The 18,651-nt window shown below is 70.3% G+C and carries 18 protein-coding genes and 1 other RNA gene; 13 read left to right on the forward strand and 6 right to left on the reverse strand.

Going from position 1 to position 18,651, the window contains the following annotated elements:
* Window positions 1–73 precede the first annotated feature (73 nt).
* The 5 genes from ACZ3I4_RS46515 (at window position 74) to ACZ3I4_RS46535 (ending at window position 6,838) form a co-directional block, all read left to right on the forward strand.
* A complete protein-coding gene (locus ACZ3I4_RS46515) occupies window positions 74–3,805 on the forward strand; it encodes a colicin D domain-containing protein (protein ID WP_465388595.1) in 3,732 nt (1,243 codons plus the stop codon).
* Window positions 3,802–4,134 (forward strand): hypothetical protein, encoded by a 333-nt coding sequence (locus tag ACZ3I4_RS46520; RefSeq protein ID WP_465388596.1) that lies wholly within the window; start codon window positions 3,802–3,804, stop codon window positions 4,132–4,134. The genes ACZ3I4_RS46515 and ACZ3I4_RS46520 overlap by 4 nt, the downstream gene beginning before the upstream one ends.
* A gap of 169 nt (window positions 4,135–4,303) precedes the next feature.
* Entirely contained in the window at window positions 4,304–4,531 is a 228-nt protein-coding gene (locus ACZ3I4_RS46525; protein WP_465388597.1) for a DUF3311 domain-containing protein, read from the forward strand.
* Window positions 4,532–4,535: 4 nt separating this feature from the next.
* The gene (gene mctP, locus ACZ3I4_RS46530) at window positions 4,536–6,182 is read left to right on the forward strand and encodes a monocarboxylate uptake permease MctP (RefSeq protein WP_465388598.1); all 1,647 of its coding nucleotides are present in this window, start codon (window positions 4,536–4,538) and stop codon (window positions 6,180–6,182) included.
* A gap of 74 nt (window positions 6,183–6,256) precedes the next feature.
* Window positions 6,257–6,838 (forward strand): class I SAM-dependent methyltransferase, encoded by a 582-nt coding sequence (locus ACZ3I4_RS46535; RefSeq protein ID WP_465388599.1) that lies wholly within the window; start codon window positions 6,257–6,259, stop codon window positions 6,836–6,838.
* On the opposite strand, the gene ACZ3I4_RS46540 is transcribed toward ACZ3I4_RS46535, so the two are convergent.
* Entirely contained in the window at window positions 6,821–7,195 is a 375-nt protein-coding gene (locus ACZ3I4_RS46540) for a VOC family protein (RefSeq protein ID WP_465388600.1), read from the reverse strand. The two genes, ACZ3I4_RS46535 and ACZ3I4_RS46540, sit on opposite strands and share 18 nt — an antisense overlap.
* 268 nt (window positions 7,196–7,463) lie before the next feature.
* Between ACZ3I4_RS46540 and ACZ3I4_RS46545 the strand changes: the two genes are divergently transcribed.
* Window positions 7,464–8,609 (forward strand): MFS transporter, encoded by a 1,146-nt coding sequence (locus ACZ3I4_RS46545; protein ID WP_465388601.1) that lies wholly within the window; start codon window positions 7,464–7,466, stop codon window positions 8,607–8,609.
* On the opposite strand, the gene ACZ3I4_RS46550 is transcribed toward ACZ3I4_RS46545, so the two are convergent.
* Together ACZ3I4_RS46550 and ACZ3I4_RS46555 are read right to left on the reverse strand one after the other, a co-directional pair.
* Complete coding sequence (locus tag ACZ3I4_RS46550) at window positions 8,606–9,481, reverse strand: aminoglycoside phosphotransferase family protein (protein ID WP_465388602.1); 876 nt, start codon at window positions 9,479–9,481, stop codon at window positions 8,606–8,608. The two genes, ACZ3I4_RS46545 and ACZ3I4_RS46550, sit on opposite strands and share 4 nt — an antisense overlap.
* Before the next feature lie 31 nt (window positions 9,482–9,512).
* Window positions 9,513–9,722, reverse strand: coding sequence for a hypothetical protein (locus ACZ3I4_RS46555; RefSeq protein WP_465388603.1), 210 nt, complete (start codon window positions 9,720–9,722; stop codon window positions 9,513–9,515).
* A 202-nt stretch (window positions 9,723–9,924) separates the two neighbouring features.
* Between ACZ3I4_RS46555 and ACZ3I4_RS46560 the strand changes: the two genes are divergently transcribed.
* The gene (locus ACZ3I4_RS46560; RefSeq protein ID WP_465388604.1) at window positions 9,925–10,155 is read left to right on the forward strand and encodes a hypothetical protein; all 231 of its coding nucleotides are present in this window, start codon (window positions 9,925–9,927) and stop codon (window positions 10,153–10,155) included.
* Window positions 10,156–10,309: 154 nt separating this feature from the next.
* On the opposite strand, the gene ACZ3I4_RS46565 is transcribed toward ACZ3I4_RS46560, so the two are convergent.
* Together ACZ3I4_RS46565 and ACZ3I4_RS46570 are read right to left on the reverse strand one after the other, a co-directional pair.
* Complete coding sequence (locus ACZ3I4_RS46565; RefSeq protein ID WP_465388605.1) at window positions 10,310–11,083, reverse strand: hypothetical protein; 774 nt, start codon at window positions 11,081–11,083, stop codon at window positions 10,310–10,312.
* Window positions 11,084–11,115: 32 nt separating this feature from the next.
* Window positions 11,116–12,078 (reverse strand): glycoside hydrolase family protein, encoded by a 963-nt coding sequence (locus ACZ3I4_RS46570; RefSeq protein WP_465388606.1) that lies wholly within the window; start codon window positions 12,076–12,078, stop codon window positions 11,116–11,118.
* Window positions 12,079–12,280: 202 nt separating this feature from the next.
* Here ACZ3I4_RS46570 and ACZ3I4_RS46575 point away from each other — a divergent pair, with 202 nt between their 5' ends.
* The 6 genes from ACZ3I4_RS46575 to ACZ3I4_RS46600 all read left to right on the forward strand — a co-directional run bounded on the left by ACZ3I4_RS46575 (window position 12,281) and on the right by ACZ3I4_RS46600 (window position 18,163).
* A complete protein-coding gene (locus ACZ3I4_RS46575) occupies window positions 12,281–13,279 on the forward strand; it encodes a LacI family DNA-binding transcriptional regulator (RefSeq protein ID WP_465388607.1) in 999 nt (332 codons plus the stop codon).
* The gene (locus ACZ3I4_RS46580; protein WP_465388608.1) at window positions 13,272–14,870 is read left to right on the forward strand and encodes an FAD-dependent oxidoreductase; all 1,599 of its coding nucleotides are present in this window, start codon (window positions 13,272–13,274) and stop codon (window positions 14,868–14,870) included. The genes ACZ3I4_RS46575 and ACZ3I4_RS46580 overlap by 8 nt, the downstream gene beginning before the upstream one ends.
* Window positions 14,871–14,892: 22 nt before the next feature.
* Entirely contained in the window at window positions 14,893–16,131 is a 1,239-nt protein-coding gene (locus ACZ3I4_RS46585) for an ABC transporter substrate-binding protein (RefSeq protein WP_465388609.1), read from the forward strand.
* On the forward strand, window positions 16,128–17,069 hold the full coding sequence (locus ACZ3I4_RS46590) for a carbohydrate ABC transporter permease (RefSeq protein WP_465388610.1): 942 nt from the start codon (window positions 16,128–16,130) through the stop codon (window positions 17,067–17,069). Before ACZ3I4_RS46585 ends, ACZ3I4_RS46590 begins: the two co-directional genes overlap by 4 nt.
* On the forward strand, window positions 17,059–17,883 hold the full coding sequence (locus ACZ3I4_RS46595; protein WP_465388611.1) for a carbohydrate ABC transporter permease: 825 nt from the start codon (window positions 17,059–17,061) through the stop codon (window positions 17,881–17,883). The genes ACZ3I4_RS46590 and ACZ3I4_RS46595 overlap by 11 nt, the downstream gene beginning before the upstream one ends.
* A gap of 97 nt (window positions 17,884–17,980) precedes the next feature.
* A complete protein-coding gene (locus ACZ3I4_RS46600) occupies window positions 17,981–18,163 on the forward strand; it encodes a hypothetical protein (protein ID WP_465388612.1) in 183 nt (60 codons plus the stop codon).
* 54 nt (window positions 18,164–18,217) lie between these two features.
* On the opposite strand, the gene rnpB is transcribed toward ACZ3I4_RS46600, so the two are convergent.
* An RNA gene (rnpB, locus tag ACZ3I4_RS46605) (RNase P RNA component class A) lies at window positions 18,218–18,621 on the reverse strand.
* Window positions 18,622–18,651 lie beyond the last annotated feature (30 nt).

Below are 18,651 nucleotides of genomic sequence, written 5' to 3' on the forward strand. Positions count from 1 at the left end.
TCAGCCGCATCGAGACTGATCACTTGACGCAGGCGTCTTTGCAGTAAGTACACGGGGGAAATTGAATATGCGAATGCGACGACGGCTGCACACCTTTGTGACGGCCGTACTGGCAGCGGCTGTCCTCGTCCCGGTGGTGCACGCGCCGCCCGCGGCGGCGGCGCCCTTCTCCGCCCGCCTGCTGGCCGAAGGCGATCCGCTGCCCATTCCGCCGCTCGTGACGGAGTCGTGGGACGGCAAGACCGGCATCGACACCTCGAACGAGCGGTGGCGCAAGGCGGTCGCCGACGTGGCCAAGTTCACCGAAGAGCCGGAGATCCGCGACGCCGCCCTGGCCGCCCTGGCCGCCGCCGACCCGGCCGCCATCCAGAAGTTCGCCATGGTGGACATGCCGGCCCTGACCAAGCAGGTCGCCGCCCGCAAGAAGCAGGAGGCGGCGGACAACCTGACCCGGATCCGGGCCATGGCCGGCACCGGCGGTCCCTACTTCAACGCCGAGGTGCAGCGGGTACTGGGCGGCACCGACGGCGACCGGTCGGCGTTTCTCGCCTACGGCGCGGACGTGGCCCGCGCCCGTGACGAAAAGGTCGCCGCCGCCGGCCGGGAGCGCGCCACCCAGCTGCGCGACCGGTTGCGGGTGTTCGCCGCCGCCGCGCCGGCCGGGTCCCAGGTCAAGCTCACGGCCGACCAGGCCCTGGCCGGCGATGACGCCGCGGTGGCGGCGTTCTGGGCGACCGGATATCTGGTCGCGGCCAAGGCCGATGCCGCCGAGCGCGAGCAGTATCTGAAGGACCTGGAGGCGCGGAACAAGGCCGCCGAGGAGCTGTCCGACCTGGCCCAGCGGGCCAAGCGGGCCTCCGAGGCGCGGACCCGGCTGCTGGCCGCGCACGGTGATGCGGTCCGGGCGCTCCAGCGCGCGGCCAACGCCATGGGTGGCGCCGCGAACGCGGCCCGGCACGCCGAGCGTGTGCTGACCGCCGGGGCCGGCACGTCGGCGTCCAAGGTGCCCGAGCTGAACGCCGCGAAGACGCAGTCCGCCAACGAGCTGCGCGCCGCGCAGCAGGCCGCCGGCCAGGCCGCCTCGGCGGCGGCGATCGCCACCACGGCCGCCGACGATCTGGTCGACACCGGCCTCGTCTACGGGGCCGAGTGGTCGCTGATCGTCAACGGCATGTCGGAGGCGTCCACCGCCGCGGTCGGGGCGACCGAGACCGCGCTGAACGCCATCGACGCCACCATCGCCACCAACAACGCGCAGGACGCCCAGGCCAAGGCGGAGGCACACGCCCGGCAGGCGGAGAAATGGCGCAAGCTGGCCGCGGACCACGCGGCCGCCGCCAAGAAGCTCGCCGCGGCCGCCGCCAAGCAGGCCGCCGCGGCCAAGACAGCCGCCGCGCGCACCAAGGCCGCCCGGGCCAAGGCTGAGCAGGCCGAAGCCACCGCCGTGGCCGCCGCGGCCCGCGCCCACCAGCACCGGTTGACCGCCGAGGCCGAGGCCGAGACCGCGCGGCAGCAGCGCGTCATCGCCGAGCGGGAGCGGGCCAACGCGGCCGCGGCGCGGGCCCGGGCCGAGGAGCAGGCGGCCATCGCCCGGTCGGCTCGCGGCAACGCGGACGCCCAGGCGGCGATCGCCCGCGGCGCCCGCGACAAGTCGGTCTCCGCCAACCAGGCGGCCGAGCAGGCCGACGTCCGAGCCTGGAAACAGGAGGACGCGTCCCGGCAGGCCCGCGACGCCGCGCTCGAGGCCGAACGGGCCGAGCAGACCGCCAAGGCCAAGGCCAAGGCGCTCGAGGCGCAGGCCAAGGCCTACGCGAGCGACTCCGCCGGCGCCGAGGCGCAGCGTCAGGCCGACGAGGCGAACGCGCAGGCCGGCGTGGCCGGCACCGCCGCCCGCTCGGCCCGGGGCTCGGCCAACGTCGCCACCGGCGCCGCCGCCAACTCCCGGGCGGCCGCCACCCAGGCCCAGCAAGCCGCCTCTCGTGCCCTCGCCGCCGCGCAGGCCGCCGAGGCCGCCGCGGCCCGCGCGGACGCGGCCGCCGACGCCGCCGAGGCCGACGCGCGGGCGACTCACGCCGCGCGTCTGCGGGCCGACGCCCAGGCCGCCGAGGCCACCCGGCAGCAGGTCAAGGCGGCCGAGGCCGCCGCGGCCGCGGTGCGGTTCGCACAGCAGGCCGCGGAGGAAGCGGTGCAGGCGCTCTGGGCGGCCAACCGCACCCGCGACGAGGCGCAGGCAGCCACCACCGAGGCGGTGGCGGCCGCTCACCAGGCCGACCTGGCGGTGACCGCCGCCGCGGCGGCCCGGCAGTCGGCCGCCGGCATCGCCGAACCGGCCAACGCCGCGATCGGACTGGTCACGCCGTTCACCGGCGCCGACATCGACGCCGACTTCGTGGCCGTGGTGGCCGAGCAGGCCCGCACCATCGGCGCCGAACAGGCCGAGGCCGCCGCGCGGCGCGCCGCCGAGGCGCTGACCGCGGCCGACCTCGCCCAGCAGGCCGCCGAGCGGGCCACCGAGCAGGTGCGACCGGCCTACCAGTCGGCGGCGGACGCGGCCAAGGCGGCCTCGGACGCGGCCAAGTCGGCCGCCGAGGCGAAGAAGGCGGCGGCCGAGGCCGCGGTCGACGGCGCCGCGGCGCGGGCCGCCGCGGCGAATGCGGCGGCCGCCGACGCCCGGGCCCGTGCCGATGCCGCGGCCGCCCGCGCGGCGGCGAACCAGGCGGCCAACGACGCGGCCATCGCCGGCCGGAGCGCCCAGGCGGCCCAGTCCGACGCCAACGCCGCGGCCGCCGCGGCCAGCGCGGCCGAGGCCGACGCGGCCGCCGCGCGGAAGTCGGCCACCGACGCCGAGGGCTATGCCGCCGAGGCGCGCACCAATGCCGACGAGGCCCAGAAGTGGGCCGACGACGCCGACAAGGCCGTCGATCTCGCCTTCTCGCACGCCGTGGAGGCACAGCAGGCGGCCGACCGGGCCGAGGCGGCCGAGCGGCAGCGGGAGCAGGACGCGCGCGGCGCCGCCCTCGAAGGCGACAACGGCGTGCCCGACCCCAACCGCGAGCAGGAGATCCTCGACCAGCTCAGCCCCGAGGACCGCGAGCGCTACCTGCAGTACAAGAACCTGGCCGGTCAGGACATCCTCGACTTCATCGAGGACAACCTCGGTGACCTGATCGCCGACCTGTCCGGCTGGACCGACGTCAAGAAGTGCTTCACCGAGGGCAACGTCGAGGCGTGCCTGTGGACGCTGGCCAGCATCATCCCGGCCAGCAAGATCTTCAGCACCGGCGGCAAGGCGATCAAGCAGGTCCTGCGTCTGGCGCCGAAGCTGCGGAAGTTCCTGGACGAGGTCAAGGCGGGTAAGAAGGGTCTCAAGGAGCTCGAGGAGTTCGCCCAGCAGATGGGTGAGGCCTGCAAGGTCGTTCCGCAGGCCCGCGCGGCGGCTGCGCAGCGGGCGGCGGCGGCCAACTGCGGCAGCGCCGCGGCCGGATGGGCCAAGAAGGCCAACTTCAGCAAGCGGTCGACCATGCAGAAGAAGTGGGACGCCCACAAGACAGACTGGAACCTGAGCGGCAGCGCGACCAACAAGAGCCTGGCCGAGTGGGAACAGATCATGCGTAACCACATGACGGCGCCCAACACGAAGATCTACCGGTTCAACTACCGTGGGCAGGGCCCGGCAGTCGGGTTCATCGACCCGGCGAGCAAGAAGATGGTCATGCTGAACCCCAAGGACGGCTCGTTCTGGACCGGCTACAAGCTGGGTGACAACCAGTTCACCGACATCATCGACAAGGGCTGGCTCTGGTGACCCCACCGGAACGGCCGCGGGCCTGGGCGCGGCCGGCCGAAGCCCCGCCCGGCTCCGGGACGGCAACCCAGGTGGACCTGATGCGCCGCCTGGTGGCCGGAGAGATCAGCGGGCCGCGGTTCGCCGTCGACTGGTTCGATGCTCGTCGTCAGGTGCTGAACGACGGCGAGCGTACGCGGGCGCCGTTCGAAAGGGTGCTGCTCGACGTCTTCTATCTGCTTGAAGACGACTACGTGATCCCGGTGGGGCTGCGTGGGCCCGGCGACCTCACCGACGAGCAGCTCACGGCGAAGATCCGTGAGGCCCTGGCCAGGCTCGACGCGCTGTAGGAAGCGGTGGAACGGCCGGCTCGTCATGGGCGGGCCGGCCGTTCCCCGAGATCGCCGGACGCCGCTCGGCGCAGTTTGTCAGCCGTTGGGCGCACGATGATCGCTTGTAACGGGCGTGTGTCGTTAGCGTGACTGTGACCGTCTCCACAGTTACGAGGAGGTACGGCTGATGGCGGAGCCCGAAGCGCCGAAAGCAGTGCCCACCGCCCGCAGCGATCGCAGCCCCTGGAACTGGCTGCTCGTGATCCCCATCGTGCTGCCGGTGCTGACCCCGTTGTTCAATCACGACTCGCCCCGGTTGTGGGGTTTCCCGGCCTTCTACTGGCTGCAGTTCGCGTTCATCATCGTCGGCGTGGTCACCACCTCGATCGTCTACCAGATGACCAAGAAGCGGTGACGGCATGAGCGACCACATCACCGAGATCATCGTCTTCTCCTTCTTGTTCCTGCTGGTCAGTGGCATGGGCTTCGTGGCCGCACGGTGGCGGGCGCCGAAGAACATGGAACACCTCGACGAGTGGGGCCTGGGCGGCCGCAGCTTCGGCGGCTGGATCACCTGGTTCCTGGTCGGCGGCGACCTCTACACGGCGTACACGTTCGTCGCCGTGCCCGCGCTGATCTTCGGCGCCGGCGCGGCCGGGTTCTTCGCGGTCCCGTACACGATCGTCATCTATCCGCTGTTCTTCCTGATCCTGATCCGGCTCTGGTCGGTGTCGCACCGGCACGGCTTCGTCACCCCGGCCGACTTCGTCCGCACCCGGTTCGACTCGCCGACGCTGGCCCTGCTGATCGCCATCACCGGCATCGTCGCCACCATGCCGTACATCGCCCTGCAGCTGATCGGCATCGAGGCCGTGCTCAAGACGATGGGCGTGACCGGCGACAGCATGCTGGCCCGGCACGCGCCGATCATCATCGCGTTCGCGATCCTGGCCGCGTACACCTATCAGTCGGGTCTGCGCGCCCCGGCGCTGATCGCCTTCGTCAAGGACACGCTGATCTACATCGTGATCCTGGTGGCCGTCATCTATCTGCCCTACAAGCTGGGCGGCTGGGGCAGCATCTTCGACGCCGCGCAGGCCAAGTTCGACGCCTCACCGGCGCCCAACGACGGCATCACGCTGAACGCCAACAACCAGCTCCAGTACATCACCCTGGCCCTCGGCTCGGCGCTGGCGCTGTTCCTCTATCCGCACAGCATCACTGGGGTGCTGGCCAGCAAGAACCGCAACGTGATCAAGCGGAACATGTCGGCCCTGCCGGCGTACAGCTTCCTGCTCGGCCTTCTCGCCCTGCTCGGCTACGCGGCCATCGCGTCCGGCGTCAAGCCGATCACCGACCCGGCGACCGGCAAAGTGGACAGCAACACGGTCGTGCCGTTGCTGTTCGACATGCAGTTCCCGGCGTGGTTCGCGGGCGTCGCGTTCGCCGCCATCGGCATCGGCGCGCTGGTGCCGGCCGCGATCATGTCGATCGCCGCGGCCAACCTGTTCACCCGCAACATCTACAAGGAATACCTGCGCAAGGACGCCAGCCACGCCCAGGAGGCGCGCGTCTCCAAGATCACGTCGCTGGTGGTGAAGGTCGGGGCGGTCGCCTGCATCGTCTTCCTCGACCCGCAGTTCTCCATCGACCTGCAGCTGATCGGCGGCATCATCATCCTGCAGACCGCGCCCGCGGTGGCGATCGGCCTGTTCACCCGCTGGCTGCACCGTGGCGGGCTGATCGCGGGCTGGGTCGCCGGCATGGGCCTGTCGATGTGGATGCTGTGGCAGATCCCGAACGCGGCGACCGGCCGGGCCCACTTCGGCGGCTCGGCGTTCCCGCTGTCCGACTTCGGGTTCGACACCTCGCGCACCATCTACGTCGGCTTCGTCACCGTGCTGGTCAACCTGCTGGTGGCCGGGATCGTGACGCTGATCCTGCGGGCCATGAAGACGCCGGACGGCGTGGACGGCACCACCCGGGACGACTACTTCGCCGACGAGGGCGACCCGCGGATCGACAAGGACGTCGTGCAGACCGTGGATCACCAGTCATCGACGTAAGCCTGGCCCGCTCCTGAAGGCGCCGCGTCCCTCGTCCGGGCGCGGCGTCTTCGTCTTTGCTCTTTAATGATCCGATGGCCAAGGACTGGGTGCGCTGGCACGACGACTACGACGTTCCGGGTTCCTCGCTGGCCCGCCGGCTCGAGGTGGTGCGGGACCATCTGCGCCCCCTGCTCGACCGCCCGCGCCGCGTGATCAGCATGTGTGCCGGCGACGGCCGTGACGTGCTGCCGCTGCTGCCCGCCGGTTCGCAGGCCGTCCTGGTCGAGTGGGATCCGGAACTGGCCGCCCGCGCCCGCGAGTCGGCGCCCGCGGGCGTCACGGTGGTGACCGGCGACGCGGGCCTCACCGACCCCTACGCGCCGGTGGCGCCGGCCGAGGTCCTGCTCGCTTGCGGCGTTTTCGGCAACATCCCGTACGCCGACACCCTCCGCACGATCGAGGCCCTGCCCACGCTGCTGACCCCCGGCGCCACGGTGATCTGGACCCGCGGCGGCCCCGGCGCCACCGCCGTGCGCGAGGCCTTCGCCGCAAACGGTTTCGACGAGTTGGCCTACACCGATCCGCCGGACGCGCCTTTCCGGGTCGGGATGAACCGCTTGCGGCGCCCGCCCGCGCCCTTTGTCCCCGGCCTCCGGCTATTTACCTTCGTCTAGTTCGCTCTCATCCAGATACAGGCAGAACGGATGCCCGGCCGGATCCAGCATCACGCGCACTGTGGCCTGCGGCTGATATCCGGCCACGGTCGCCCCCGCACTCACGGCATGGGCCACGGCCTCCTCCAGATCGTCGACCTCGATCTCGAGATGCATGCTCATCTGCGGTGCGCCCACCTGGGCCGGCCACACCGGCCGCACATATTTCTCCTCGGTCTGGAACCCCAGATTGAATCCGGCCTGTTCGGACGGCGCGACGGCCCCGCCGAGCCCGTTCTCGGCCGGATAGAACTTCCAGTCGAGCAGCCGCGAATAGAACCGCCCCAGCGCGACCCCGTCCGGCGCATCCAGCGTCACGCCCCACCATTGCTTACGCCTCCGAAGCGGCACAACGCCCCCATTCCCATCACTAACCGGCCTCCAGTCATTCAACCGACATTCCCACCCGTACGCGACCCCACCGGCCGTATTTCTCCAACCCGTCGGCCACCCTCCGAAGCCCCCATGTGACCCGACCCGGAAAAGCGCAGCCAACAGCTTGTCGTGAGTGGACAGTTGCCGAATTTCATCGCCGGCGCCGGTGGTCAGCCGACGCTGGTGTTGAGCGTCGCTTACTGTCAGGAACGTGATCAGTACTGAGGTTGTGGGGCTGCGCCGGGCCCGCGTGGCCACGTCGGCGGTGTTCGCGGCTCACGGGGCCGTGACCGGGACCTTTGCGGCGCGGGTGCCGTGGATTGCCGACCATGTGGGGGTCGGGCCCGGCGGGCTGGGGATCGCGCTTCTCATGCCCGGGGTGGGGGCGCTGCTCGCGATGCCGCTGTCCGGGCGGCTCGTGCACCGGTTCGACCTTCGTTCCCTCGTACGCGTCCTGATGCTCGCCTGGGTCGCCGCGCTGATGCTGCCGTCGCTGCCCACCTCGTTGTGGCTGCTCTGCGCCTCGCTGGTGATCTACGGGGCGACCGCCGGACTGGCCGACGTGGCCATGAACGCGCACGCCGTCCTGGTCGAGGAGCGGTACGGACGGTCCGTCATGTCCGGGTTCCACGGCTGGTGGAGCGTCGGCGGTCTGGGCGGCTCGGCCATCGCGGTTTTCGCCGCCCGTGCGGGCCTGGGTGCGCCGGTCCACTTCGCGATCACGGTCGCTGTGCTGGCCGTCGTGGTGCTGGTTGCGTCGCTGTGGATCGTGCCGCACCGGCCCGCCCCCAGCCTCGAGGAGCCCCCGGCGTTCGCCCTGCCCAGCAAGGCCGTGCTGCCGATCGGCCTGATCGGGCTGTGCGCCGTCTTCGCCGAGGGCGCCAGCCTCGACTGGGCCGCCGTCTACGTCCGTGACCTGCTGCATCACCCCGCCGCGACCGCCGCCGCCACCGTATCGATCTTCTCGGTGTGCATGGCGGTCGCGCGGTTCGGCGGGGATCGGGTCGTGCAGAAACTCGGGCCGGTCACGACGGTCCGGATCAGCGGCGCGTTCGCCACGGCGGGCGCGCTCATGGTCGTGCTGCTCGACCACGTCGTGCTGGTCATCGCCGGGTTCGGCCTGCTCGGCATCGGGATCGCGGTGGTGGTGCCGCTGGTTTTCGCCGCGGCCGGGCGCAGCAGCGAACATCCGGGGCGCAGCATTGCTGGGGTGGCCGGAATTGCGTACGGGAGCGGTCTGATCGCCCCCGGAATCATCGGCGGAATCGCGCACGTGTCGTCGCTGACCGTATCGTTCGGCGTCATTGTCGGGCTGATGGTCGTCATGACGCTGGGCGCGTCCGTTCTGCGACGCTAATCGAGCATCGGCTCCAGCCGGCGCGCCACGTCGAGCGCCCGGCTGCGGACCTGGCCCGACGCCTCCACCGTCCACAATTCGGCGAGTACGCCCATGACATAACCCCAGGCGATGACCCTTTCCTTTTTCTCGTACGCGGTGAGCATCTCGATCCGCCGCGGAACGAGCTCGAGAAGTTCCGGGTCGCGCCGTTCCGGATCCGGGTTGTAGAGCATCGCGCCGCCGTCGTACCCCGGATCCCCGAACCATCCGTGCGGGTCGATGGCCAGCCATTCCCCGTCGCGGCCGCGCAGCACATTGCCGTGGTGCAGGTCGCCGTGCAGAACCGTTTCCCGCGGCGCACTGGCGCACAGGTCGTCGAACAGTTCGGCCGCCCGATCCACCATGCGCCGCGGAACAGGCCCTTCGCGATACCGTTCGAAACTCCCGCGGAGCTCGCGCAGATGCGGCAGATTCCGTCCCGCCCGTACGCGGTGAAGCCGGTGACCGACCTCGACCAGGGCGGCCTCGTCCGCGACCGTCAACGGCGTCCCCGGATCGGCGCGCTCGACCAGAAGGGCGCCCTTCGCGGCATTCTCGGCCAGCAGCCGTACGGCACCCTCGCCATCGAAAACCCGCAGCGCTTCGGCCTCGGAGCCGAGATGCCCATCCGGTACGCCGAGTTTCAGAACCGCTTCGGTGCCGTCCTCACACACGGCGGCGGCGACCCAGTGGAAAGTCATCGGATAGGTCTTCAGAACCCGTACGCCCCAAGCGGTCGCGACCTCGTCGACCAGCGCGGGCAGTTCGGAAAGCCAGCGCTCGCCGTCCGCGCCCCAGTTCTCGATGACGTTACGCGTCAATGTCTCCGTGCTGCGCTGAGCGTCGTCCACCCGCTGATCATCTCCCGGCCGGCCACCGAGCTCAACGCTGCCGCAGCGAGATCGCCGTCGCCAGATAACCGGCCGCGAGCAGGGCCGCCCCCGACCCGAAAACGATGCTGAGCCGCCCGCCGTCGCCGGCCACGAGCACCACCGCTTGAACGACGGCGAGGAAGCCCCAGAAGCCGCCGAGAATGAACCCCTGCTTGGCCGTGCCGGCCATGTGCCACCAGGGCCGCCGGGATTCCGTCATACGTCAAGTCTGACCAGCCGGGCCGCGCTCGTCAGCGTCCGGCCGTCCACAATGACCGGGCCGTCCGCCCTACCACATGATCGACGGACGTGACGCTCTGTCCACAGCCCGCCGGGTTGTCCACAGGCTGCGATTTGGGCACTGCCGGCGAGCGCCGGGACGAGCAGAATTCGCTCGAACCTCATCCCGGCGAGGAGCTCACATGATCTACCAAGGACCCCCGTTGCGTGACGACATCGCGCCGACCACGGTCGAGGCCTCGCGCACGCGGCGGGGCGGCTGGACGCGCGAGACCCTGTTCGAGTGGGGCGTGCCGTGGCCCCCACCGGCCGGTTGGAAGCACGAGTTGCGGCGCCTGTGGGAGAAACGCATGGTTCGCCTGGCCGTCGCGGCGGGCGAACGGGCCGAGAGGGGTGACGAGCGGGCCGCGTAGGAGCGGTCCGGGGCGCTGGTCGGTCCCGGCGCTGGTCGGTTCGGACGCCGGTGGGTTCGGACGCTGCTCGACCCGGGCGCTGGTCGGTTCGGGCGCTGTTCGACCCGGGCGCTGATCGGTCGCGCGCTGGTCGGTCCGGCGTTGGTCGCTTCGCTCAGGAGCGGGATCGGCGGCGGTCGGAGAGCTGCAGTGCGAACTGGGCCGCGAATTCCACGGCCGCCATCCGTACGGCGAGGCCGCGGGTCGGATGGGGGTGGCCGTCGCGGGTGAGGCGGGCCAGCCACCGCTTCTCCAGTCGGCGACGCCCGACGATCGCCGCGGTCGACAGCGCGACGAGGGCCACGCCCGCGATGGCCTTGCGCTTGTCGAACGACACCTCGAGCTCGTCCCCGGCCGAGGGCTGACCGGACGCGTCAGGCGAATCGGGCGCTGCGCTTTCGGCGGTGCCCGCATGGCCGGCCGGATCTGCCGCGGCACTGGTCGCGCTCGCGTCGCCGGTCACGGCGGCCCCGCCGCCAGCCCGGCCCGCGTCGTTGGCCGTGCCCGCGTCGTTGGCCGCGCTCGCGTCGCTGGTCGCGCCCGCGTCGCTGGTCGCGCCCGCGTCGCTGGTCGTGCCCGCGGCGTTGCCCGACGTGTCCGCGGCCGCCCGGTGATTGGTGCCCGGCGAGCCCGCGAGGTCCGGGGCCGCGGAGCCCAGCGCGTTCGCGGAGCCCGGGGCGACCAGCCGCAGCGTGACCGGCGAGTCCGAGGAGTCGGACGACGACGGCGGCGAGACCACGTACCCGATTCCGCTCACCACCGCCACCGCGCCGAGGCGGGTCAGCCGCCGACGGGCCGGGGACAGCTCGCCGGCGGCGATCCAGCTTCCGCTCAGGACTGCTTGCAGGGCGGCCATCGTGAGGGCGCGCGGGTACGAAACGGGAGCCATGGGCCCGACGGTAGCGCCGCCGGGCAATGCGGTCAGGCGGCGCGGGCGATGCAGATGCGGGCGTTCAGGCGCGGCCCGGCCTCGTAGAACATGTACTGCGACCCGCCGTCGGTGCCGAACGACGGTGCTGCCGCGCGGCCGTTGTCCGAGGCCGCGGGGGTGTAGAACACGCCCAGGTGGTTCTCCCGGTCGAGGCCCGGCCCCACCTCGGTGATCCGCATCCGGCCGTCGTTGCCGTGGTAGGCGACGTAGACCGTGCCGTTGCGGAACACCAGCGACGGTCCCGAGATGTCGGTCAGCCCGTCCGGCTCGGGGTTGACCAGGGCCGTCTGCGCGAACTGCCAGCCGTCCCAGCCGTTCGGCGACCAGCCGTGATAGATGCGCCGCCGGCCGCCGAGCACGCCCATGTAGACCATCGTGTATCTGTTGCCCCGCCCCGGCAGCGTGTGCTCGAAGACCCGGGCGTACGAGGTCTCGGTCAGGCCGGGCACGAGACGCGTACTCAAGATCGGGGTCTCGTCGCGGAAGGTGAGCCCGTCGGCCGATCGGGCCACCCGGGTCGTGGTGTTCTCGCCGTGGAAGTAGAGGAAGAACTGCCGGGTGGCCGCGTCCCAGGTCACGTGGGGCGACGACACGTGCGAGACGGTGGTGCTGGGCAGCACGTTGTCGATCACCGGGTTGTTCGAGTATTCGGAGAACGGCCCGTCGAGCGAGTCGGCCCCGGCGACGCAGATGCCGCCCGGCTTCTCGTGCGGCGCGTAGTACAGGTAGTAGCGGCTGCGGGCGCCGCTGATCTTGTCGTAGACGCCGCGGATGCACGGGAAGATGAACTCGCCGGTCGGGTTGTAGCGCAGCGGCGTCTTGAGCGCGTCGCGCAGATACGTGTAAGTCGGCATGCCCGCCGGTCCGGCCGCCCGGGCCGCGCCCGGCGCGGCGCCGAGCCCGGCCACTCCGGCCACGCCGGCGAAACCTCGAAGCAGTGAGCGTCTGTCCATGGGGCGGCCTCCAGAGCCGGGGGAGCGGGGATGCCTCGAAGTTTCACGCTCGTTAACAACCCCGGTCAAGGTGCTAATACCTATTAGTCCAGGCATTTCCTTGACGGCCGGCGATCTCGTGCCCGACGATCGGTCCACGTTTGTTAATGCGTATTAGCGGCGTAACAGAGGAGACTCCGACGTGCCATCCAGCAACGGTCGGGTGACGCAGCAGGACATCGCGCGGATGACCGGCGTCAGCCAGACGACCGTCTCGATCGTGCTCAACGAGCGCGACGACGCCGCCGTCCGGATCGCGCCCGAGACCCGGGAGCGGGTGCTCGCGGCCATCCGGCGTACGGGCTATGTCGCCGACCCGATCGCCCGCCGCCTGGCCGCCCAGCGCAACCGCTTCCTCGGCGTCTTCACCTACGAGCCGGTGTTCCCGGCCGGGCTGGGCGACTTCTACCACCCGTTCCTGGTCGGCATCGAGGAGTGCGCCGAGAGCATCGGTTGCGACCTGCTGCTGTTCACCAGCGCCCCCGTCATCGACGGCCGGCGGCGGATATTTTCGCAGGACAACCGGCTACGGCTGGCCGACGGCTGCATACTGCTCGGCCGCTGGCTCGACCCCGCCGAGCTGTCCCGGCTGATCGCCGAGGGGCAGCCGTTCGTCAGCGTGGGCCGTCGCGACGACGCCGGCGGCCCGGTTCCCTACGTCGGCGCCGACTATCCGACGGCCACCGCGGCTCAGGTCCGCCGGGCCGCCGGGCTCGGTCATCGCCGGATCGCGTACGTGGGAGAGGGCGGCGGCCCCGAGTCGCACGCCGACCGCTTCCGCGGCTTCACGACAGCAACCCAGGAGGCAGGCATCACCGGCGTGCATATCAAAAACGGCAAATCCACTCTTGATCAGGTTCTCGAGGCGCGGTGCACGGCGGTCTTCGCCGAGGAGTTCGCGGACGGCGCCCTGCTCGCCGACGAGGCCGCCCGGCGGGGTCTCCGCGTACCGGATGACCTGTCCTTTGTGGCTCTGGGTGACCCCACCCGGCCGGCCAGCACGGATCTCGACTTCAGTGGTTACCGCATCCCGCGGCGCGCGATGGGCTGGCAGGCCGTCGAGGTGCTGTCGGCGATCCTGGAGGGCACGGAGGGTAACCGGCAGCGGCTGCTGCCCTGCGAGCCCGTCTCCGGCGCGACCCTGGCGGTGGCCCATGCGTGAGATGCATGCGGATGTGCTGGTCATCGGCGGCGGTCTGGGCGGAGTGGCGGCGGCCCTGGCCGCGCTCCGGGCCGGGCGGAAGGTGCTGCTGACCGAGGAGTACGCGTGGCTCGGCGGCCAGCTGACCAGCCAGGCCGTGCCCCCCGACGAGCACAGCTGGGTGGAACGGTTCGGTGTCACCGCCAGCTACCGGGCGCTGCGCGACGGCATTCGTGACTACTACCGCGCCCACTATCCGCTCACCGACCGGGCCCGCCGCACCCGCGACCTCAACCCCGGCGCCGGGCACGTAAGCCGGCTCTGCCACGAGCCGCGGGTCGCCGTGGCCGTGATCGACGCGATGCTCGCCCCCTACCGTGGGTCGGGCCGGCTGACCGTGCTGCAACCCGCTGTGCCGGTGGCCGCCGAAACCGACGGTGACCGGGTCACGGCCGTCACGGTCCGCCACTACGGCGACGAACTCGTGCTGTCCGCGCCATACATCCTGGACGCGACCGAGACCGGCGACCTGCTGCCGCTGACCGGCACCGAATACGTGACCGGCGCCGAGTCGCAGGCCGAGACCGGCGAGCCCAGCGCCCCGGAGACCGCCGACCCGGCCAACATGCAGGCGCTGTCGGTGTGTTTCGCGGTGGAGCACGTCGACGGCGATCACACCATCGACAAGCCTTCCGCGTACGGGTTCTGGCGCGATTATCAGCCGCCGTTCTGGGGCGCGCGGATGCTGTCGTGGCAGACGCCCAACCCCCGCACGCTGCAGCTCTCGACGCGGTCGTTCACCCCGAACCCGGACGACGACCCGTGGCTCGTCGACGCCGACCAGCGCGTCAACCCGGGCGACGGCAACCTGTGGACGTTCCGGCGGATCGCCGCGCGCCGCAACTTCACCGACGGCTTTTATCCGAGCGACATCTGCCTGGTGAACTGGCCGATGATCGACTACTTCGAGCAGCCGTACGTCGATGTGCCCGACCCCGCGCAGGTCGAGAGGAACGCCCGCGAGCTGTCGTACTCGGTGCTCTTCTGGCTGCAGACCGAGGCGCCGCGTCCGGACGGGGGCACGGGGTGGCCGGGGCTCCGCCTGCGCGGCGACGTCACCGGCAGTGCCGACGGCCTCGCGATGGCCCCGTACGTGCGGGAGGGCCGTCGCATCCGGGCCGAGCGCACGGTCCTCGAACAGGATCTGTCGTTGCAGGTCAGAGGCGACAAGGGCGCTGTCTCGTACGGGGATTCGATCGGTGTCGGCATGTATCGCATCGACCTGCACCCGTCGACCGGCGGCGACAACTACATCGACGTCGCCAGTTGCCCGTTCGAGATCCCGCTCGGGGCCCTGATCCCGCAGCGCATGGAGAACCTGCTGCCCGCCGGCAAGAACATCGGCACCACGCACATCACCAACGGCTCGTACCGGCTGCATCCGGTCGAGTGGAACGCGGGCGAGGTGGCCGGCGCGCTGGCCGCGTTCTGCCTCGACCGCGCCGTCTCGCCGCGGGCCGTCCGCAACACCCCGGAACTGCTCGCCGAATTCCAGAACCACCTGAGCGCCGACGGCGTCGAGCTGCGCTGGCCCGACATCAGCGGTTATTGATAGAGAAAGGAGCACCTTCGTCGTGAGAAGTCTTCTCTCCGGAATAGCTACGGTCGCCCTGCTCGGCTCGCTCACCGCCTGCGGTGGGGGCGGCGACGCGGGATCGGACGGCCCGATCACCTTGCGCATGACCACCTGGTCGTCCAACCCGGCCCACGTGCAGCTGTTCGACTCGATCGCGGCCGAATACAAGACGACCCACCCCGACGTCACGGTCAAGTTCGACGCCCTGCCGCTCGACAACTACACGACCACGGTCACCACCCAGATCGCCGGCGGCAACGCGCCCGACATCGCGTGGATCCTCGAGGGGTCGGCGCCCGACTTTGTGGCGTCCGGCGCGCTGAACCCGCTGGACGACAGCATCGAGAACGCGGCCGACCTGGCCCCCGCGGCGACCGCGCTGTGGAAGCAGGACGGCAAGCTCATGGCGTACCCGTTCTCGACCTCGCCGTTCGGGGTTTTCGTCAACACCGACCTGCTCAAGCAGGCCGGCGTCGCGCTGCCGAAGGAATGGACCTGGGAGAACGCGGCCGCCGCCGCCTCGTCGGTGGCCCGCAAAACCGGCAAACAGGGCCTGGTGATCCGCGACTTCGACTACAAGGACTGGACGAACCTGGCCACCGTGTTCCGCGGCTGGGGCGCCGAGGCCTGGACCGCCGACGGCAAGACCTGCGGCTTCGACCAGCCGCCGATGACCGGCGCGATGACGTTCCTGCACAAGGCGATCTTCACCGACAAGGCGCTGCCCGCTCCCGGCGTGGCCGCCGACTTCTTCGCGGGCGAGTCGGCGATGACGATCGCGCAGATCTCCCGGGCGTCGCTGCTCAAGGAGGACGGCTTCGGCTGGACGATCGTTCCGCTGCCGGCCGGTCCGTCGGGGGAGTATTCGGTGATCGGCCAGGGCGGTCTCGGCGTCATGAAGAAGGGCAAGAACGCCGCCGCGGCCGCCGAGTTCGTCAAGTTCTTCACCAGCCCCGCCAACAGCGAGAAGCTGGCCCAGTTCTTCCCGCCGCCGCGGCAGTCCCAGCTCAACGCCGAGACCCTGGCCACGGCCAACCCGCTGCTCAAGCCCGACCAGCTGCAGAACGTGGTCATCGACGGGATCGCGGACGGCGTCGTCAAGCCCAGCCACACCGGAAGCGCGGAGATCAACCAGGCCGTACGGGCGGCTCTGGATCCTCTGTGGAAGCCCGGCGCGGACGTTCCGGGCGTGCTGAAGGGTGTGTGCACGGCCATCAACCCGCTGCTCGCCAAATGACCGTCACGATGGACCGGGCCGCGCAGGCCCGGTCCGCCCCACCGCGACGCCGCTCCTTCTGGACCACCCGGCGGCGTGACCAACTGACCGCGTACGTGTTCATCACGCCCGCCCTGCTCGGCTCGCTGGCGTTCGTGTTCCTGCCGCTGGTGCTGGTGGTCTGGTACAGCCTGCACGAGTGGAACGTTCTCGCCGACACCTTCACCTTCGTCGGCGCCGAGAACTATCGGAAGCTGGCCGACGACCCCAACGTGCCGGCCGTGCTGCGCGCGACGGCGTTCTTCTCCATCGGCCTGGTCGTGTTCAACCTGGCCCTGGCCCTGCTGCTGGCCGTCCTGCTCAACCAGAAACTGCGCGGCACCACCGTCTTCCGGGTGCTGTTCTTCTCGCCGGTCGTCGTGTCGCTGCTCGCCTGGACGATCGTGTGGGGCTTCCTGCTGCAGGACAACGGCGGCATCAACGGCCTGCTCGACGCGGCCGGCATCGACGGCCCCAACTGGCTGCGCTCCGGCGGCACCGCCATGGCCGCGGTCGTCATCGTCCAGGTCTTCAAGAACGTGGGCCTCAACATGGTCCTGTTCCTGGCCGCCCTGCAGGGCGTGCCCCAGGAGCTCTACGAGGCCGCCCGCACCGACGGCGCCGGCCCGTGGCGCATCTTCCGCAGCATCACGCTGCCCCTGATCAGCCCCACTATCCTGCTCACATCGATCATCACCGTGGTCGGCTCCCTGCAGGTCTTCGCCCAGATCAGCGTCCTCACCCAGGGCGGCCCCGGCACCTCGACCACGGTCCTCGTCTATTACCTGTACCAGCAGGCATTCCAGTTCCACGCCTTCGGCTACGGCGCCACGCTTTCCGTCCTGCTGTTCCTGATCGTGCTGGCCCTGACCGTTCTGCAGTGGCAAATGCGCAAGAGGTGGGTGTTCCATGAGCACTAGAACAAAGCTTTTCCTGTACGGGACCCTGCTCGTCCTCTGCGTACCCTTCGTGTTCCCCACCTGGTGGATGATCACGAGCTCGTTCAAGCCGAACGCCGAGATCTTCTCCCCGTCACTGCTCCCGACCAACTGGACCCTGGAACCGTGGCGCCAGGTCTTCACCCTGCAGCCGTTCGCCCAGCAGTATTGGAACAGCGCCTACATAGCGGTCGTAGTAACGGTGGGAACCCTGATCGTGGCGTCCATGGCCGGATACGCCTTCGCCCGAATCCGTTTCCGCGGCCAGAACGCCCTATTCCTGCTGGTCCTGGTCGGCCTGCTGATCCCCAGCGAAGTCACCATCGTCCCGCTGTTCCGCATCTTCAACAGCCTGGGCCTGGTCGACACCCACTGGCCCCTGATCCTGGTCCCCATGCTCGGCCCGCCCAGCGTCCTGGCCACTTTCATCATGCGCCAGTTCTTCATTACTTTGCCGGTCGAACTGGAGGAGGCCGCCCGAATGGACGGCCTGGGCCGCCCCGCAATCTTCCGCCGAATAGCCTTACCCCTGGCCCGCCCCGCTTTGGGCGCGGTAGCCATCTTCACGTTCCTGCACAGCTGGAACCTCTACCTGGAGCCGGTCGTCTACATTTCGACCCAGACGAAATACACCTTGCCCCAGGCCTTGACCCAGTTCACCGACGCCTACCAGGGCCAGCTCTGGAACGTCCAACTGTCGGCCGCTTCGATGACAGCCATCCCAGTGCTGATCGTCTTCGTCATAGCCCAGCGTCAGTTCATCGAGGGCCTGGCCCACACCGGCCTCAAGGGCTGAGCCCGAGTCCGCGAAAGCGCTTTCCGAAGTCGCGCTCAGGATTGCCGTCCCTCAACCGAAAGGACTCGTGGCAGAGGGCGGTAAGAGGGGAGTGGTCATGGTGACTTGGGCAGATGCGGTCGAGCCCCTCGTTGCCGGCTTGGCCGCAGCGCTGGGCGTGTACGCCACTCAGGAGATCATGGCGTTCCTTCGCCCGCGCGGCCTCCAGCCGAAGCGGTGGACCAGATCTCGTACGTTCTTGCTGCCGCGCGTGCCGAACAACCCCGACCCCGACTCCTGACTACGCCAAACGGCTCTGACCGGACCTGTGTCTCACTCTCCAACAGGTGGGCGACGGACGAGTCAGCCTGTACGCCGGATTCTGTCCCGGCGACTTGCGTCGCCGTGGGCGGTCATCCATCTCGGCCGGCCGTTGCCGGCTCGGCTCTTGCGGCCTACCCGCAGGCTCGGGCGAGCAGCCCTCGAACGCCTGCGCCGGCCGCTCGCCTTGCGGTGAGCGGCCTTACTTGGCCTTGCTCCGGGTGGGGTTTACCTAGCCACCCCGGTCGCCCGGGGTGCTGGTGAGCTCTTACCTCACCGTTTCACCCTTACCAGCCCGTACGGGCCGGCGGTCTGTTCTCTGTGGCACTGTCCCGCGGGTCACCCCGGGTTGCCGTTAACAACCACCCTGCTCTGCGGAGTCCGGACGTTCCTCGGCGGCACCCCGAAGGGAACCGACGCGACCGCCTGGCCGACTCGTCCGTCGCCCGTCCATTCTACGAGGCCGTA

This window comes from Actinoplanes sp. NPDC021490, from assembly GCF_055562135.1.